General features: G+C 38.1%; 18 protein-coding genes and 1 pseudogene. 17 read left to right on the plus strand and 2 right to left on the minus strand.

The genetic code is table 11. The features are described from left to right. Positions 1-4 precede the first annotated feature (4 nt). Positions 5-100: pseudogene (locus tag IGI50_RS06900) on the minus strand (IS3 family transposase); the annotation flags it as partial. Between the two features lie 72 nt (positions 101-172). After that, the gene (locus IGI50_RS06905) at positions 173-1,063 is read right to left on the minus strand and encodes a YitT family protein (protein WP_010744629.1); all 891 of its coding nucleotides are present in this window, start codon (positions 1,061-1,063) and stop codon (positions 173-175) included. 167 nt (positions 1,064-1,230) lie between these two features. Here IGI50_RS06905 and IGI50_RS06910 point away from each other — a divergent pair, with 167 nt between their 5' ends. From IGI50_RS06910 to dprA, 17 genes are all read left to right on the plus strand, one after another. Next, positions 1,231-1,581 (plus strand): nucleotide pyrophosphohydrolase, encoded by a 351-nt coding sequence (locus tag IGI50_RS06910; RefSeq protein ID WP_218257177.1) that lies wholly within the window; start codon positions 1,231-1,233, stop codon positions 1,579-1,581. After that, positions 1,578-2,795, plus strand: coding sequence for a CCA tRNA nucleotidyltransferase (locus IGI50_RS06915; protein WP_010744631.1), 1,218 nt, complete (start codon positions 1,578-1,580; stop codon positions 2,793-2,795). The genes IGI50_RS06910 and IGI50_RS06915 overlap by 4 nt, the downstream gene beginning before the upstream one ends. Continuing rightward, the gene (locus IGI50_RS06920; protein WP_438776590.1) at positions 2,792-3,154 is read left to right on the plus strand and encodes a thioesterase family protein; all 363 of its coding nucleotides are present in this window, start codon (positions 2,792-2,794) and stop codon (positions 3,152-3,154) included. The genes IGI50_RS06915 and IGI50_RS06920 overlap by 4 nt, the downstream gene beginning before the upstream one ends. 72 nt (positions 3,155-3,226) lie before the next feature. Then, positions 3,227-3,679: a hypothetical protein gene (locus IGI50_RS06925; protein WP_010744633.1), complete on the plus strand. Its 453-nt coding sequence runs from the start codon at positions 3,227-3,229 to the stop codon at positions 3,677-3,679. A 188-nt stretch (positions 3,680-3,867) separates the two neighbouring features. After that, complete coding sequence (locus IGI50_RS06930) at positions 3,868-4,449, plus strand: MarR family winged helix-turn-helix transcriptional regulator (RefSeq protein ID WP_010744634.1); 582 nt, start codon at positions 3,868-3,870, stop codon at positions 4,447-4,449. Between the two features lie 112 nt (positions 4,450-4,561). After that, on the plus strand, positions 4,562-6,433 hold the full coding sequence (locus IGI50_RS06935; protein WP_438776591.1) for an ABC-F family ATP-binding cassette domain-containing protein: 1,872 nt from the start codon (positions 4,562-4,564) through the stop codon (positions 6,431-6,433). 34 nt (positions 6,434-6,467) lie between these two features. Continuing rightward, on the plus strand, positions 6,468-6,962 hold the full coding sequence (locus IGI50_RS06940; protein WP_438776592.1) for a dihydrofolate reductase: 495 nt from the start codon (positions 6,468-6,470) through the stop codon (positions 6,960-6,962). Between the two features lie 110 nt (positions 6,963-7,072). Beyond that, positions 7,073-7,912: a DegV family protein gene (locus IGI50_RS06945; protein ID WP_010744637.1), complete on the plus strand. Its 840-nt coding sequence runs from the start codon at positions 7,073-7,075 to the stop codon at positions 7,910-7,912. A gap of 50 nt (positions 7,913-7,962) precedes the next feature. Beyond that, complete coding sequence (locus IGI50_RS06950; RefSeq protein WP_438776593.1) at positions 7,963-8,814, plus strand: SGNH/GDSL hydrolase family protein; 852 nt, start codon at positions 7,963-7,965, stop codon at positions 8,812-8,814. Then, positions 8,814-9,428, plus strand: coding sequence for a YpmS family protein (locus IGI50_RS06955; RefSeq protein WP_010744639.1), 615 nt, complete (start codon positions 8,814-8,816; stop codon positions 9,426-9,428). Before IGI50_RS06950 ends, IGI50_RS06955 begins: the two co-directional genes overlap by 1 nt. A gap of 27 nt (positions 9,429-9,455) precedes the next feature. Continuing rightward, the gene (locus IGI50_RS06960) at positions 9,456-9,677 is read left to right on the plus strand and encodes a YozE family protein (RefSeq protein ID WP_010744640.1); all 222 of its coding nucleotides are present in this window, start codon (positions 9,456-9,458) and stop codon (positions 9,675-9,677) included. A gap of 82 nt (positions 9,678-9,759) precedes the next feature. Then, complete coding sequence (locus IGI50_RS06965; RefSeq protein ID WP_010744641.1) at positions 9,760-11,178, plus strand: S41 family peptidase; 1,419 nt, start codon at positions 9,760-9,762, stop codon at positions 11,176-11,178. Between the two features lie 43 nt (positions 11,179-11,221). After that, positions 11,222-11,770 (plus strand): signal peptidase I, encoded by a 549-nt coding sequence (lepB, locus tag IGI50_RS06970; protein WP_010744642.1) that lies wholly within the window; start codon positions 11,222-11,224, stop codon positions 11,768-11,770. A 150-nt stretch (positions 11,771-11,920) separates the two neighbouring features. Then, positions 11,921-12,937, plus strand: coding sequence for a C45 family autoproteolytic acyltransferase/hydolase (locus tag IGI50_RS06975; protein WP_218257185.1), 1,017 nt, complete (start codon positions 11,921-11,923; stop codon positions 12,935-12,937). Positions 12,938-13,184: 247 nt separating this feature from the next. Then, positions 13,185-14,033 carry a ribosome biogenesis GTPase YlqF gene (gene ylqF / locus IGI50_RS06980; protein WP_010744644.1) on the plus strand — a complete coding sequence of 283 codons (849 nt, stop codon included), beginning with the start codon at positions 13,185-13,187 and terminating at the stop codon, positions 14,031-14,033. Next, positions 14,033-14,797, plus strand: a complete 765-nt coding sequence (locus IGI50_RS06985; RefSeq protein ID WP_010744645.1) for a ribonuclease HII — start codon at positions 14,033-14,035, stop codon at positions 14,795-14,797. Before ylqF ends, IGI50_RS06985 begins: the two co-directional genes overlap by 1 nt. A 58-nt stretch (positions 14,798-14,855) precedes the next feature. Beyond that, positions 14,856-15,710, plus strand: a complete 855-nt coding sequence (dprA, locus tag IGI50_RS06990; protein ID WP_438776594.1) for a DNA-processing protein DprA — start codon at positions 14,856-14,858, stop codon at positions 15,708-15,710. Positions 15,711-15,747: the final 37 nt, after the last annotated feature.

Here is a 15,747-nt window from a genome sequence, read left to right on the forward strand (position 1 = left end):
CCGCAACCGAATGTATCTTTGCTAAATAGCTATAACCACCTTTCCCATCTAAGTATTCTTGAACTACTTTCAATTTGAATTCAAAACTATATTTAGCCATAAAAATACCGACCTCCAAGAGTTAGATTTTAGTCTAACTTTTGGGGGTCGGCTCACTGTCTGCGGTATCTTTTTAATTGCTTCGCTTCAGAGTGAATCTTCGACGTTGAGGTTTTAAATAGGTGAAGCCCTCTCCTTCGACGTCGTGAACATTGCTAATTAAAATAAAGGCCTTCTCATCGACAGAGTGCACGATTTTTTTCACTTCATTGATTTCTTGCTGTGATACGACAATGTAGACGATACGTTTCAATTCTGATGAAAAACCACCTTCACCGTGTAAGTAAGTCACACCACGCTCTAAATGAGCCATCAGTAACTCAGCGATTACATTACTTTCGTTAGAGATAATCATCACACCTTTAGCCGCATATCCACCAGATGAAAGCATATCTACTACTTTACTAAATACAAATGAGACGATCAAAGTATACATCATTCGTTTCAAATCTAAATAAGTCAGTGAACAAATTAAAACAATAATATCAAAAACCAATAGAGATTTTCCCATTGTAAACCCGATTTTTTGCTCCAAAATTCGTGCGATAACATCCGCACCGCCAGTGGTTCCACCATTTCGATAAACCAGCCCGCTACCGAATCCGGCAAATAGCCCAGCTAAGATGGATACAATAAAAAGATCATGGTCCAAATTAATCTGAAGCGGTATTCTTTGCCAAATCCATAAGAAAACGGAAAGGCAAACGGTACCCAAGATGGTGTAATAGAACGACCGTTTTCCCAAAATTTTCCCACCAATTAAAATCAATGGGATATTAATAAGCAAGGTAGTATAAGCAGGATCAATGCCAAAAAGGGCTCGAATAATCAAAGTAATACCGGTGACTCCGCCTTCTGCCAAGTGATTTGCAATATTCAAATACACTAGACCAAAGGCATATATGGCTGTTCCCACCACAATAAATAGAATTTCTTTGATTCGTGTAGACATAGTCGTTTCCATACGACACCTCCTGATTTTGAATGTATAAACCGATTTTAAAGAAATGCTGTGTACTCATCAGGCACACAATTTCAGTCCTCAATCAACATAGCATGAATTTCAGATAGTTACAACAACATGATAGGAAACAAATCTGTTTTTTGATAAGATAGGTTTGAGGTGGTTTGATGAATGAAAAGACAATGAGAATCATGCAACAAGAAGTTGATGATTATATACAACAATTTAAAACAGGTTATTTTTCCCCACTGGGTCAAATGGCTCGTTTAACAGAAGAAGTGGGTGAACTAGCTCGCGAAGTGAATCATCATTATGGAGAAAAAACGAAAAAGGATTCTGAGAGACCGAATACAGTTGAAGAAGAGTTAGGGGATGTATTATTTGTCACAATTATTATGGCGAATTCTCTAGGAATTGATCTAACAGAAGTTTTCGATCAGAATATGAAGAAGTTCAATCGGCGGGATCGCTTTAGATTCGAACGTAAGGATGGATTGACAGAAGGTGAGTCAAAATGAGATTAGAAGCATTTCCTTTAGAATTTCAAGGAGCAATGCCCATTTTACGTAAATTACAGAATGCTGGATACGAGGCCTATTATGTCGGGGGAAGCGTTAGAGATATCTTATTGAATAAGCCAATTCATGATGTGGATATTGCAACAAGTGCCTTTCCAGCTGAAGTGAAGGAGCTTTTTCATCGAACCATTGATGTCGGCATTGATCATGGGACCGTCATGGTGATTACTAAAGAAGCGACCTATGAGGTAACAACGTTTCGAACAGAATCCACGTATCAAGACTATCGTCGACCAGACCATGTGGAATTCGTCCGTTCATTAAAGGAAGATTTAAAACGAAGAGACTTTACGATCAATGCATTAGCAGTTGGTATTGATGGCACTGTGATTGATCTTTTTGATGGGTTGGACGATCTGCGCAATAAGATATTGCGGGCAGTAGGCAATCCTTACGAGCGTTTTCATGAGGATGCTTTACGAATGATGCGTGCATTACGTTTTGTTAGTCATTTGGGTTTTACTTTAGAACCTGAAACATTTCAAGCGATTCAAGAATACCACTCTTTGTTGGCAAAAATATCGGTGGAGCGTATCAATGTAGAATTTGTAAAATTAATGATGGGTTCGTTTCGTGAAGCCGGTTTACGTTCTTTTGTGGAGTCAGAATGCTACATTTACTGTCCAGGTCTAAGAAACTATGGAGAAGCACTATTAAACTTCTCAGAACTACGAGGGCCGGCAATTCCGACTGAACGGCAGGCATGGACTTTGCTAATGACAATGCTGGACATGAACATTACCGATATTCGCCATTTCATGAAAGAATGGAAATGTTCGAATCAATTAATTCGTGAAGTGACACAGATGGTACCAGCACTTCAATTTCGTTTAAAATATGAGTGGGACAATTGGACCTTGTATCAATTGGGACGAGAATTGGCTCTTTCAGTTGAATACTTGCTTTATTATTTTGATCGCGAACCCAATTTGGCTAAAATACGCTTACTTTATCAATATTTGCCCCTTTATTCATTGAAGGATCTAGCGGTGAAGGGAAATGAAATAATGGACCACTTTGATTATCCTAAGGGCCCATGGATTAGTATGACGTTAAATACATTAGAGCGTGAGGTAGTCGAAGGAAATTTAAAGAATGAAAAAGAGCGATTGTTGAATTTTGCAGAAGAATTTTTGAAAAAGGAGATGCCATGAAAAAATTAACGGAATACTATCAGGTCACAAAGGAACAAACGGCGCTATCAATGGGATCAGGCGATTTGGAGGTTTTAGCAACTCCAGCTTTAGTAGCGATGATGGAGAATTGTGCGAAACGACTATTGGCACCAGAGCTTTCATCTAATTATACAAGTGTTGGTTTTACAATTAACCTTAAGCATATAGCACCAACAGCAATTGGAGCAGATGTAAAGGTGGAAGCAGAGTCAGAAAGGATCGATACGAATAAAGTTTCTTTTTCGATCAAGGCCTTTGTTGATGAGCAGCTAGTTGGCGAAGCAACGCATCAACGAGTGATTGTCGAAACAGCAGCTTTCCTTAAAAAAGTGAAGTAGAAGCACAACATGTGACCGTTTACTCAAGGTATGCTAAACTTAATTTTAGATCATTAGTGAGGAGAATGCAGAATGGCAAGAGAAATGACAGCGTTAAAATTCTATTTTCGTAATGGTGAAACATGGACGATCGATCGCCGTTATATTGGCGATTTGTGGATCAAACAAATTACGACAAGTTTCGGAAGAATTCATGGCAGCGAGTTTGTAGAAATTCATCCTTGTGCAGGTTTTAAGATTGAGATTTATCAAGAAGGCGATCATGTTCAAACAACAGATATTAATTTAGGCGGTTTAGAATTAGGTATGTTTGAGCGAGCACGTAAGTTTGAGGACATCGAACGAATGGAAATCATTTATCGAGCTGGACATCCTGATTCAGTCTATTTCCCATACAAGGACAAAGACAATGAAGGCTTGGACAATGTTTATCAATCGACAAAAGTTTCAGAGAAAACAAAAAGCTTATACATCGTAATTGATCCAACCAAAAATGTGGATGATGTCTATGGAGATAACTTCTAATCAATGAATGGACAAGTGCCCAATAACCGGGTACTTGTTTTTTTATGGATAAAATTTTCGATTCGAGAAATCTATAGTCAAAGAAATTATTAAGGTACCAGAATATTTTTAAGAAAAGCCTTGCTTATTTGTTCAGGTACCTGTATTATATAAATATAAGGTACCTGAACAAAAAGGAGAGAACAATTATGGAAAACCAAATGAATGAACAATTCATGAAATTGCAACATGATTTGAGACGTTACTATCATCGCCAAATGGCTAAAAATCCTGGACTTGGCGTTCATCGTGGTCAAGGAAGAGTTCTTGCATTATTAAAGATGAATCCAGAAATCAGTCAAAAAGATCTAACTTTTGTTTTAGGCATGCGGCCGCAATCCGTTGGTGAATTATTACAAAAATTAGAAGATAAAGAATTGATTACACGAGAACCCTCGGAAGAGGATCGTCGCGTTATGATTATTCGATTAACGACGCTTGGTCAAGAAGAAGCGGAAAAAATTTCAAAGGCACCTGATTTTGGCGAAGAATTATTTGCAGATTTCAGTGAAGAAGAAAAAGCTGAATGGACACGTTTAGTAGAGAAATTAAGCGAGACATTGAAAAATCAATTAGGTGAAGAGGATTCAGAAGACTATTTTGGTGGAGGAAGAGAATTTGATGGGCCTCGGCCTCCTCATGAGCATGGTCCACATGGTTTTGGCGGTCCCCACGGTAAAGGGCCTATTAGACACCATCACTTTTGTCAATTTGAAGATTTTGACTGGTAATTAGTAAAAAGTAGACGTATATATGTATAATCGTGAAAAGTCGTATGGGAAAAATTTCCTTTACGGCTTTTTTTTGATACAATAACGAAGAGAAATTTGAGGATGGTTCAAGATGAAAGAATTGAAAGTTACAGAGTTGTATAAAACATTTGGTGACAAAACACTGTTTGATCGTATTTCATTTTTGATACATGAGAAGGATCGTATAGGATTGATTGGCGTTAACGGAACCGGCAAATCAAGTTTGCTAACCATTTTGGCAGGAAAAGATAGCGGAGATGGAGACATTTCAGCGATAGAAAAAGCGAGTGATTATCGAATTGGTTATTTAGCACAGGAGCAGAATTTTTCTGCAGATACCCTTGTTTTAGATGCAGTCTTTCAAGGGGATAATCCTTTAATGCAAACAGTTCGCTCATACGAGAAAGCATTGTTGGCTTTATCAAATGAAAATAGTGAATCAGCACAGCGATCATTTACTTTGGCTGAAGAAGCAATGAACAAGCAAGACGCTTGGACTGCGGATAGCGAAGCAAAAGCGATATTAAACAAACTTGGTATAGAGACATTAGACAAAAAAATCAGTGAACTTTCAGGGGGACAAATTAAACGTGTGGCATTAGCCCAAGTGTTAATCGATGCCCCAGATCTGTTATTGCTGGATGAGCCTACGAACCATTTGGACTATGATGCGATTCAATGGTTGGAAGGTTATTTGAAGAGCTATCCTGGTTCACTCTTAATGGTTACACATGATCGTTATTTTTTAGATCGTGTGACAAACCGTATTTTTGAACTGTCTTTCGGTCAACTGTATGAGTATCAAGGAAATTACGAATCTTATTTAGTTGCAAAGGCGGAACGAGATCGAGTAGCTGTGGAACAAGAAGGTAAAAGAAAGCAGTTATACAAACAGGAACTAGCTTGGATGAGAGCTGGTGCAAAGGCACGTACGACAAAACAGCAAGCTCGGATCAATCGTTTTGAAGATTTAAAGGAAAATTTACATCAAGTAAAAAATGATGGTCAGCTTGAGATGAATATCGCAACAACTCGGCTTGGAAAAAAAGTTCTAGAGTTGAAACAAGCTTCTTTCACAATAGAAAATAAGACGATCCTAGACCATTTCGATCTTTTGATTCAAACAAAGGAAAGACTGGGTATTACTGGAAAAAATGGCGCCGGAAAATCCACGCTCTTAAATATTTTAGCTGGAAGAATCCCACTTGATGATGGAATCGTCGAGGTTGGCGAAACTGTCCGCTTAGCCTATTATACACAGCAGAATGAGACGTTAGATCCTAATATGCGAATGATTGCTTATCTACAGGAAGCAGCAGAAGAAGTGAAGCAGAGAGATGGTTCACAAATCAGTGTGGCAGAGATTTTAGAGCGTTTTCTATTTCCACGATTTATGCACGGTACACTGATAGGCAAACTTTCAGGGGGCGAAAAAAGACGTCTCTATTTGCTAAAACTATTGATTCAGCAACCTAATGTACTGCTGTTAGATGAACCAACCAATGATTTGGACATTGCAACGTTAACTGTTTTAGAGGATTATCTTGAGGAGTTTCCTGGAGCAGTAATCACGGTTTCGCATGACCGCTATTTCTTAGATAAAGTTGCTGAACGATTGCTGATTTTTGAAGGGGAAGGCGAAATCACCTCTTACTTTGGCTCCATCATGGATTATTTAGCACAGCAAGCCCCAGTTAAGGAAGAAAGAGCCGTTAAAGCCAAGCCGCAAATCAAAGAACGGAAAAAGAAACTTTCTTATAACGAGCAGAAAGAATGGGAAACGATCGAAGACGATATCGCGTTACTTGAAACTAAGATAAATCAATTGACGGAAGAAATGAATCATCAAGGAGATGATTTTACCAAATTGCAAGAGCTGCAAAAAGAAATAGAGCAGACTGAACAGGCACTAGAAGAAAAGATGACTCGTTGGGAATATTTAAGTGAGATCATTGAAGGATAATAAAGAAAAAATGGTATAAATTAGGGGGAACACTATGCTGATTGCAATTTGGGCACAGGATAAAAATGGCTTAATCGGTAAGGAAAATCATTTGCCGTGGCATCTGCCGAATGATTTGCGCTTTTTTAAGGAGACCACGATCAACCACACATTAGTGATGGGACGGAAAACCTTTGAAGGGATGGGTGGTCGGCCATTACCGAACCGACAAACAATCGTATTAACGCGGGATAAGGAGTATCGAGCTGAAAATGTCATCGTCATGCATTCGTTAGAAGAAGTGATTACCTATGATCAGAATCATGAGGGTGAAACATTTATTGCTGGAGGATCCGCTATTTATACAGAATTTTTACCTTATTGTAAGAAGATTTATCGGACCTTTATTGAGGCTAGTTTTGAAGGGGATGCTTATTTTCCAATGATGCTTTGGAATAAATGGCAATTAACAGAACGAAAACAAGGTATGAGAGATGAAAAAAATCCTTACCTTTATTATTTTGAAACCTACGAAAGAGCCGGGTCTTAGTGACACGGTTCTTTCAAGATTTATAAAGAAATAGCCTCAACGATGATTTATTTCATAAGGTTTGATATACTAAAATTAATTTGAAACTAGGTATGGAAAGAAGGATCAGAATGCCAAATGTTAAAATTGTAACGGACTCCTCTTGTACGATTGAAAAATCAGTTCGAGATGAATTAAATATTACAGTTATCCCATTATCAGTGATGATTGATGATGTGGTTTATCCAGATGACGATAAGTTAACTGGAGAGAAATTTATGGAGATGATGGCTCAGGCTAAAAATCTTCCTAAAACGAGTCAACCTCCGATTGGTTATTTTGCAGAGCTGTATGATGAATTAGGAAAAGATGGGAGCCCCATCGTGTCTATTCATATGTCCCACACATTGAGCGGGACTGCTGAGGCAGCACGACAAGCGACCTTCTTAAGCAGCAGCAACGTAACGGTAATTGATTGTGGATTTATCGATCAATCTCAAGCATTCCAAGTGATTGAAGCGGCTAAATTGGCGGAATCAGGTGCTAGTCTAGAAGAAGTTTTAGCCGGTGTTGAGCGAGTAAAGAACCACAGTAAATTGTTTATCGGAATTTCTTCATTAGATAATTTGGTGAAGGGCGGACGTATTAGTCGAGTAGCAGGCGTCATTTCCAGTGTACTGAACATGCGTGTGGTCATGGAACTTGAAAATGGTGAGTTATTACCAATCACAAAAGGCCGAGGCAAGAAGACATTCAGTAAATGGTTCGCAGCGTTTATGGATGAATTAGCGAAAGTCAATGTCAAACAAATAGGAATTTCATACGCTGGAAAGTTAGATTTTATCGATGAAGCCAAACAGGCACTACAGGAAATGTTCCCTGATATGCATATTCCCGTTCTGCATACCAACCCGATTGTTGCTACACATACGGGTCCTGGAGCTTTTGCGATCATGTATTACACAGATTAGTTGAACCTGCCTCTAGCAATAGAGGCGTTTTTTTACAGAGGAGTAGATAAATGAAACGATTTTCAACAATATTGATCCCATTAGCGGCAGCCGTAGTTACATTGTTGGTTCTTTTTTTGACAATTCCTAAGGCTGAGCCGAGGCTCCATGTCGTCAGGGACGAAAATCAGAATTATAAAAAATCTGTTCACTTTGTAGCAGTGGGAGATTCTTTAACTGAAGGGGTCGGGGATGAGACGAAACGTGGAGGCTATGTCCCATTAGTAGCAGACGCTTTGCAGCAAAAATATGAATTGACCTCTATCGAAAAGGATAATTATGGTGTCTCCGGAGAACGGAGTGACCAAATCCTGAAGCGTGTGAAGAAGGATTCTGATTTGCGAAATAGTTTAGCCAGTGCAGATATTATCACGATGACTGTAGGAGGAAACGATCTCTTTCAAGCGTTTCAAAAAAATCTAACGGCCAAAACGGCCAAACAATTTGATCGCTCCATTAAAAAGTATGGCAAACAAGTGGACGAAATTTTAGTTGAGATGCGGGAACTAAACCCAAAAGCACCAATTTATATTGTCGGAATTTATAATCCTTATTACTTGAATTTCCCGGATATCAAGGCGATGCAGACAGTAGTAGATAACTGGAATGATGAAACACAACGATTAACAAAAGAAACTTCAAATTGCTTTTTCGTACCAGTGAACGATCTGCTCTATAAAGGAATCGCAACAAAAGATACTGAAGAAACCAGTGCAAGCTCAAGTTCTGAAGTTAAAAATAATGCACTTTATGATGAGGATAATTTTCATCCGAACAATTTAGGTTATCAACTAATGGCAACGGCGATTAAGGATAAAATAGTAGATACGAAAGATTTGTGGTTATTAAAGGAGAGCAATTAATGGAAGAATCGAAGAAAAAAATCAATGGTTGGAAAATTGCTTTTCTTGTTTTAATCGGCATCATTTTAGGAGGCATTCTTTTCTCTACGGTGAGAGTGTTTACCGCCAGAGAAACAAATTTGCCACCAAGCAGCGAAACAACGGTACCTAAAGGGTCACCTGTTTTATCGATGAACACAAACAAGAAAAAGTTAAATACCGTTATGGAATACTTTTTGAATGATTTGCAAAAAGGTTCAGATGTGAAATATGAATTTTATTTAGAAAATCAAGCTATGCTAAAGGGCGAATTTAAAATATTGGGAGCCAGTGTCGATTTTTATCTTTACTTTGATCCATATGTTATGGATAATGGCAATGTTCAATTAAAAGCGAGAGATTTATCCATCGGCTCATTGAACCTGCCTGTCAGTCAAGTAATGGCTACAGTAAAGCGCGGGTATAAATTCCCTAAATGGGTAGCTATCGATCCAGATGAACAAACAATCGTTTTGAAATTAAATGAATTCAAACTGAATAATGGCATGTTCATCAAAGCAAACCATATCGATCTTGTAGGTGATGATATTCAGTTTAGCTTGTATTTACCAAAAGAAAAGAAAGCCAATGATTGATCAAGAACAGTCATCGAGGTGAAACAAATGAGAAGAAGTTTTTATCATTATATCTTGACCCAGAGAGGCCATAATCCAAATGATCCTGTTGAAACATTTGCTGGCGCCGTCGCAAAAGACATCATGTTTCCAAAACAATCAGAAGATTATCATGAGGTGACAGATTATTTAGAACTTAACGTCGATTATTTAGACTCGATGGATCTTTTTGATCAGGTTTGGGATAAATATTTAGAAAACAATAAATAATTATGAAGGAAAAGTTGTGGAAGGCTTTTCCTTTTTTTTCTAGCATGCTATCATGAAAAAAAGGGTGAAAGGAAAATGCGCCTTGCAGAAAAAAACATTACCAGTATCGATTTTTTTAATATCAATCATCTGTACTATCGTAATTACTGCGGTAGTTACACATTTTATCGATCAAAAACAAGCAATGGACAATGACTCCGTTGTAAAGATTACACGAAATGATTTAGACGATGTTCAAGATTTGTATGATTTGATCAGCACGAATTATGTTGATAAGGTTGACAAAGAACAGCTTATTCAAGGGGCCTTAAAGGGAATGACAGATTCTCTGCAAGATCCAGAGTCTGAATTTTTAACAGCAAAAGAAACAAAAGAATTGAACGCGAAAGTAGCTGGCAGCTTTGAAGGAATTGGTGCAAATCTACAACTTGAAAATCGATTACCAGTGATTGATCGAGTGCCAGTAAAAAACTCCCCCGCAGAGAAAGCAAAGCTGAAAGCTCAAGATATTATTCTGGAAGTCGACGGCAAAAAAACGCAGGATAAATCATTAGACCAATTATCTAGTATGATTCGTGGAAAAAAAGGAACGCAGGTCAAATTACTGATTCAACGAGGGGAAGAGAAATTTGAGGTGGTCCTTGAACGAGATGTTATCCCAGAGGATACAGTTAAAGGGACAATCGATAAAAATGACAAATCAATTGGTTCCATTCAAATAGATAATTTTCGAGAAACGACAGCGCTGGAATTTCGTACGATTATTGAGGAACTACGAAAAGAGGGGGCTAAATCCTTCATTATTGATTTACGACAAAATTCTGGTGGTTTAATCGCCGAGGCTGAACGTGTCGCGAGCTATTTTCTAGAAAATGGGGACACCATTGCACAGTTTTCGAATAATAAGAAGGTTATTTCTATTGATAAAGCTGGCAAGAAAATCGATCAAGGCTTCAAGGTCAAAGAACCTACAGTGTTTTTAGTCGATCAAGAGAGTTCTTATGGTGCTGAATTATTAGCGGCAGCTGTAAAAAATAAAAACTACCCCATTATTGGTGTGAATACTTTTGGCAAAGGGAGTGTTCAAAGTCTTAGTCCGATTGGAAAGGACAACTATGTTCAATTAACGATTATGAAATGGTTTGCTCCTGATGGCTCCTCTGTAGAAGGTAAAGGAGTGTCCCCAACCATCGAAGCCGACTATCCTGAATATGCTAAACTGCCACCGATTTCGAAGCAGTCTAATTGGCGAATCGGTGATTCTGGTGATGCAATCAAAAATATTAATACGATGCTTAAGGCACTAGGCTATCCAACAGAAGGTAATTTGTTTAATGAAGCTACTAAAAATGCTGTAGCTGAAATTCAAACAGAAAATAATTTATCAGCAACAGGAGCTTTAGATGATAAAACAGTGGATGTCTTACAGGAAAAAGTGTTTAAACTTGTCAAAGCAAATGATGTTGCTTATTCTAAAGCTATAGAAACGTTAAAAAAATAAATAACGAGTAGTAACTATTTTTTGTTACGAGGGAGGGGAGCAAGTGAAAAATTTATTGACAAAAAACCACCTGTGGTTAGGCGTTAAATACTTCTTGATCTCCCTTTTTATTGGCGTAATTGTCCGTGGTTTTCTATTAATTCCTGTTCCTGTTACTGGGAACTCAATGGACCAAACCTTGTCTCAAGGGGATATGGTGTTAATGGAAAAATTCAGTAAAGTAAAACGTTTCGACGTCATTGTTTTTCAACAAACAGATGGAACGATTTATATCAAGCGCGTAATTGGTCTGCCTGGAGATGAAATCCGATATGAGAAAGATCAACTTTATGTCAATGGTCATAAAATGTCGGAGTCATTCTTAACGAATAATCGAAGTCACGATCATCAAGTTTCTCCTTACACCACAGATTTTCAATTAAATGAATTAATCGGTGAAAAAAAGTTGCCGAATAATGAATATTTTGTTCTGGGGGATAATCGACGAATTTCAAAAGACAGTCGGTCTTTCGGGACAGTTCAAGGCAAAGATATATTGGGGAAAGCACAAGCAGTTTATTACCCATTGACACACATTAAAATCATTTCGTAAAAGATGGCTGAACACCATCTTTTTTCTATCTACCAATCAATTAAAATTGAAAAAAGTTCTCATTTTATTTCATTGAAGTTAAATTTTTATTCAGTTATCCTTGAGGTAGGAAGTCGACTCCTAATCTGAATATAAAGGAGACAAAAGCACATGTATCATGGGAGGTTCAAAGGTACTCACTTTGAGATAGGGAAAAAATGGGGGCAATTATTGAAGAAGAACCATAAAAGTTTAGCAGATAATATCCCCTTTGAAATAACTGATGAAATGAGGGAGTTTTCTAAACAATGCTTGCCATATTACAAAAAATATTTCCCAGAAATTGTTGACGAGATAGATGGGATAGCTAATGGTCAAGTAATGGATCCCAACTTTTTATATGCGGTACTATTTTCAATGTATGCACTTGTCCGAGTGACAAACTGTTCAAGCTTTATTGTAAAAAATGATCAAAACTTTTTACTTGGAAGGAATAGTGATTTTTTAACTGAAATCGAAAAATTATATATGAACTGCCTGTACGATTTTAAAGAATCAGATTCCTACTCTTTTTCTGCAAATACAACTGCTTTTGTTGAGATGGAGGATGGAGTTAATCAATGGGGACTAGCAATTGCTCTAACTTCAGTATTTCCTGAGAGTGTAAAGCCAGGGATGAATGTCGGAATGATTTTACGCCTTCTATTAGAAAAATGTCGTAGCGTAAAAGAGGCATTGCAGCTATTAGAAACTCTTCCTCGATGCACTTCTGGAACTTTGGTTTTAGCCGATCTTTCTGGAGAGGCCTGCTTAGTCGAGTACACGAATGATACCTTGTCCTATCGGTTTCTAAAGAATAATGGATACCTCTGTGCAACAAATAGTTTCCATTTACCAGAACTTTTTTCTCGGAAACTGTTAGTAGAGGATGATTGGTTTGCGGAGGAAAGGTACGAAACATTAGAAAATTATTTGTCTAAAAACTTTCAAAGCCTAGAATTTTTAGAAGCTAAACAATTATTAGGTGGAAAATATGGGTTCATCTGTCAATATGATCGTAAAACAGGGAAAGATACAGTGTGGTCTTCAATTTATGACTTGAAAAATAATCAAGTATTTCGCTGTGAAGGAAATCCTGCACGGAAAAAGTTTAAAGAGGATACACGTTTTAAGCTTAACACTAAATAACTTAAGGGGCGTAAAAGTGTTTTTAGAAGCTTTTGCGTCTTTTATTTGTCCAATGAAAAAATTTTCTAAATGTCTGTTACTTAAAATAAATGCAAAAAAAAATAGTTATGATACAATAGCCTGTGGACATAAAAGCCTAGGCAATGAATGTAGATGAAATGAAAGATAGTGCCTCTTCATCCATATAAAAGATAAATATAATAGAAGTATAAAGCGAATGAACATTATTTTTAAGGAGGAATTACATATGACGATTCAATGGTTTCCTGGGCATATGGCTAAGGCTCGCCGGGAAGTTTCTGAAAAACTAAAGTTTGTTGATATTGTGTTTGAATTGATCGATGCTCGGTTGCCGCTATCCTCACGTAATCCGATGTTAGATCAGATTGTTCAACAAAAGCCGCGGTTGATTTTATTAAATAAATCGGATTTGGCTGATCCAAACCAAACTAATTTATGGGTAAACTATTTTCGTGAGCAGGGGCACCATGTTCTGGCTTTGACGGCTAAGGATGATAAGAGTGTGAAACAAATCGTGCCTGCCAGCAAGAAAGTTTTGGCTGATAAAATTGCACGTGACAAAGAAAGAGGATTGAAGCCGCGGGCCATTCGAGCAATGGTTTTAGGGATTCCTAATGTAGGAAAATCTACTTTGTTGAATCATTTAGCTGGGAAGAAAATTGCTAGTACGGGGAATCGTCCTGGGGTCACTAAAGGGCAGCAATGGCTCCGCTTTGGTTCGCAATTAGAGCTGTTGGATACGCCTGGAATTTTGTGGCCTAAGTTTGAAGATCCAAGCGTAGGTAAAAAATTAGCATTAACTGGAGCGATCAAGGATGATCTTCTACACCTAGACGATCTAGCACTTTATCTGCTAGAAGTTTTTTGCCGTTTTTATCCAGAACAATTAAAAGAGCGTTATAAATTAACAGAAGATAATTTATTTATGGAACTGCCTGAGTTATTATTACTGATTTCAGAAAAACGAGGATTCAAAGATGATTATGAACGTGCCAGTGAAATGTTGATTCTTGAGCTTCGTCAAGGAAAATTGGGTCGATTCACGCTGGATCGTTTTGAGGAGCTAAGTGTTTAATGGAAAAATTATCAATCAGCGCCATCAAAGAAGAGCTAAAAGTTATTACATCGGCTGACGATCCTCGTTTAGCAGGGTTTCGTCTGGATACGCGTAAAGGCGTTCAATTGGCATTAACTCAATGGCAAAAGCAGCAGGATAAGCAAGCAGCCTTAGTAGAAAAATACCAAGAAATGTCGATTTTTGAACGCGAGAAGAAAGCTCAAGGGTTTCGAGCAATCTGTGGGATTGATGAAGTCGGTCGAGGTCCGTTAGCTGGCCCCGTGGTTGCTGCAGCGGTGATTCTGAATGATGAGCATGAAATCTTAGGCTTGAATGATTCAAAACAGCTTTCGGCACATAAACGAGAAGAGCTGGTAACGGAAATAAAACGAAATGCGCGAGCAATCGGCATTGGCGAAGCGACTGCGGAAGAGATCGATCAGTTGAACATCTATCAGGCAACAAAGGTCGCAATGCAACGAGCGATTGAACAACTGTCTATCGCACCAGATTGCCTATTAATTGATGCAATGGTATTGGATAATGGCTTACCACAGGAGAAAATCATCAAGGGTGATGCCCGATCTGTTTCAATCGCGGCGGCTAGTATTATTGCGAAGGTGTATCGGGATGAGTGGATGGCAAAGTATGGCGAACAGTATCCGGCATATGGCTTTGCTAAAAACGCTGGCTATGGAACAAAAGAACATCTAAAAGCTATTGATGAACAGGGAATTTTACCAATTCATCGAAAAACTTTTGCACCAATTAAAAATATATAAAATGAAATCCTTCTTTTTTAAGTATCTTTTTGATAAAGAGCTGAAAAGAGGGATTTTTTTGAAAAATGACTTTCTATTACGTTTAAGTTTAACTAAAGGCATTGGAGCTTTCGGGAAACATCGCATTTATCAATTTGCGAAGCGGCATCAGTGGTGGCAATTTGATGGATTAGAAATCCGACTATTAGCACAATCAACCAAGCCAAACAACTGGAATGAATGGTCCGGAGAACGATTGAAGCAAGTAGAAAGAACGCACCAGTTTATCACGATTGAAGATGAAGTTTATCCAGAGACTTTGAGGCATGTACCGACTCCACCACTTGTATTATTTTATAAAGGTGATTTAGCATTATTGAAACGAAAGATGCTGGCAGTTGTAGGTGCACGCGAGGCAACAAATTATGGGTATCATGTGTTACAGGAGTTGATGCCTGAGATTACGAAACGCGGATTTACGATCGTTAGTGGACTAGCAAAGGGAATTGATAGCTTCGCCCATCAATTCGCCATCAGCAATCAAGGAAAAACAATCGGAGTGGTTGGAACAGGGTTAGATATTTGTTATCCTAAAAATAGTGGAAACTTGCAAATTGAAATGAGCCAGAATCATTTAGTATTAAGTGAATATCCTAATGGTACGACGCCAGCGAAATTTCACTTTCCCATGCGTAATCGGATCATCGCTGGATTAAGCAGCGGCGTATTGGTGGTAGAGGCGAAAAAGCGCAGCGGGTCACTCATTACAGCACAACAAGCATTAGATTATGGAAAAGATGTATTTGTGGTTCTAGGGTCAATATTAGATGGACGATCCAGTGGGTGCCATCAGTTGATTCAGGACGGTGCTATCTGTGTAGAAAAAGCACAAGATATTTTTGATTCGTATGATTTGTGGAACAAAATTCGTTAGACCTGACTTGACAAACAAAATTTGAATAGCGTATTAT

The organism is Enterococcus sp. DIV0170 (genome assembly GCF_051710765.1).
GTDB classification, from domain to species: Bacteria; Bacillota; Bacilli; order Lactobacillales; family Enterococcaceae; genus Enterococcus_A; species Enterococcus_A raffinosus.

Bases quoted from the DNA above. Each gene is read 5' to 3' on its own strand.
- IGI50_RS06925 (WP_010744633.1), top strand. From the start codon at position 3,227: ATGGCAAGAGAAATGACAGCGTTAAAATTCTATTTTCGTAATGGTGAA.
- IGI50_RS06950 (WP_438776593.1), top strand. From the start codon at position 7,963: ATGAAACGATTTTCAACAATATTGATCCCATTAGCGGCAGCCGTAGTT.
- IGI50_RS06960 (WP_010744640.1), top strand. From the start codon at position 9,456: ATGAGAAGAAGTTTTTATCATTATATCTTGACCCAGAGAGGCCATAAT.
- IGI50_RS06985 (WP_010744645.1), top strand. From the start codon at position 14,033: ATGGAAAAATTATCAATCAGCGCCATCAAAGAAGAGCTAAAAGTTATT.
- IGI50_RS06920 (WP_438776590.1), top strand. From the start codon at position 2,792: ATGAAAAAATTAACGGAATACTATCAGGTCACAAAGGAACAAACGGCG.
- IGI50_RS06975 (WP_218257185.1), top strand. From the start codon at position 11,921: ATGTATCATGGGAGGTTCAAAGGTACTCACTTTGAGATAGGGAAAAAA.
- IGI50_RS06935 (WP_438776591.1), top strand. From the start codon at position 4,562: ATGAAAGAATTGAAAGTTACAGAGTTGTATAAAACATTTGGTGACAAA.
- IGI50_RS06905 (WP_010744629.1), bottom strand. From the start codon at position 1,063: ATGGAAACGACTATGTCTACACGAATCAAAGAAATTCTATTTATTGTG.
- IGI50_RS06930 (WP_010744634.1), top strand. From the start codon at position 3,868: ATGGAAAACCAAATGAATGAACAATTCATGAAATTGCAACATGATTTG.
- ylqF (WP_010744644.1), top strand. From the start codon at position 13,185: ATGACGATTCAATGGTTTCCTGGGCATATGGCTAAGGCTCGCCGGGAA.
- IGI50_RS06940 (WP_438776592.1), top strand. From the start codon at position 6,468: ATGCTGATTGCAATTTGGGCACAGGATAAAAATGGCTTAATCGGTAAG.
- IGI50_RS06955 (WP_010744639.1), top strand. From the start codon at position 8,814: ATGGAAGAATCGAAGAAAAAAATCAATGGTTGGAAAATTGCTTTTCTT.
- IGI50_RS06915 (WP_010744631.1), top strand. From the start codon at position 1,578: ATGAGATTAGAAGCATTTCCTTTAGAATTTCAAGGAGCAATGCCCATT.
- IGI50_RS06910 (WP_218257177.1), top strand. From the start codon at position 1,231: ATGAATGAAAAGACAATGAGAATCATGCAACAAGAAGTTGATGATTAT.
- IGI50_RS06945 (WP_010744637.1), top strand. From the start codon at position 7,073: ATGCCAAATGTTAAAATTGTAACGGACTCCTCTTGTACGATTGAAAAA.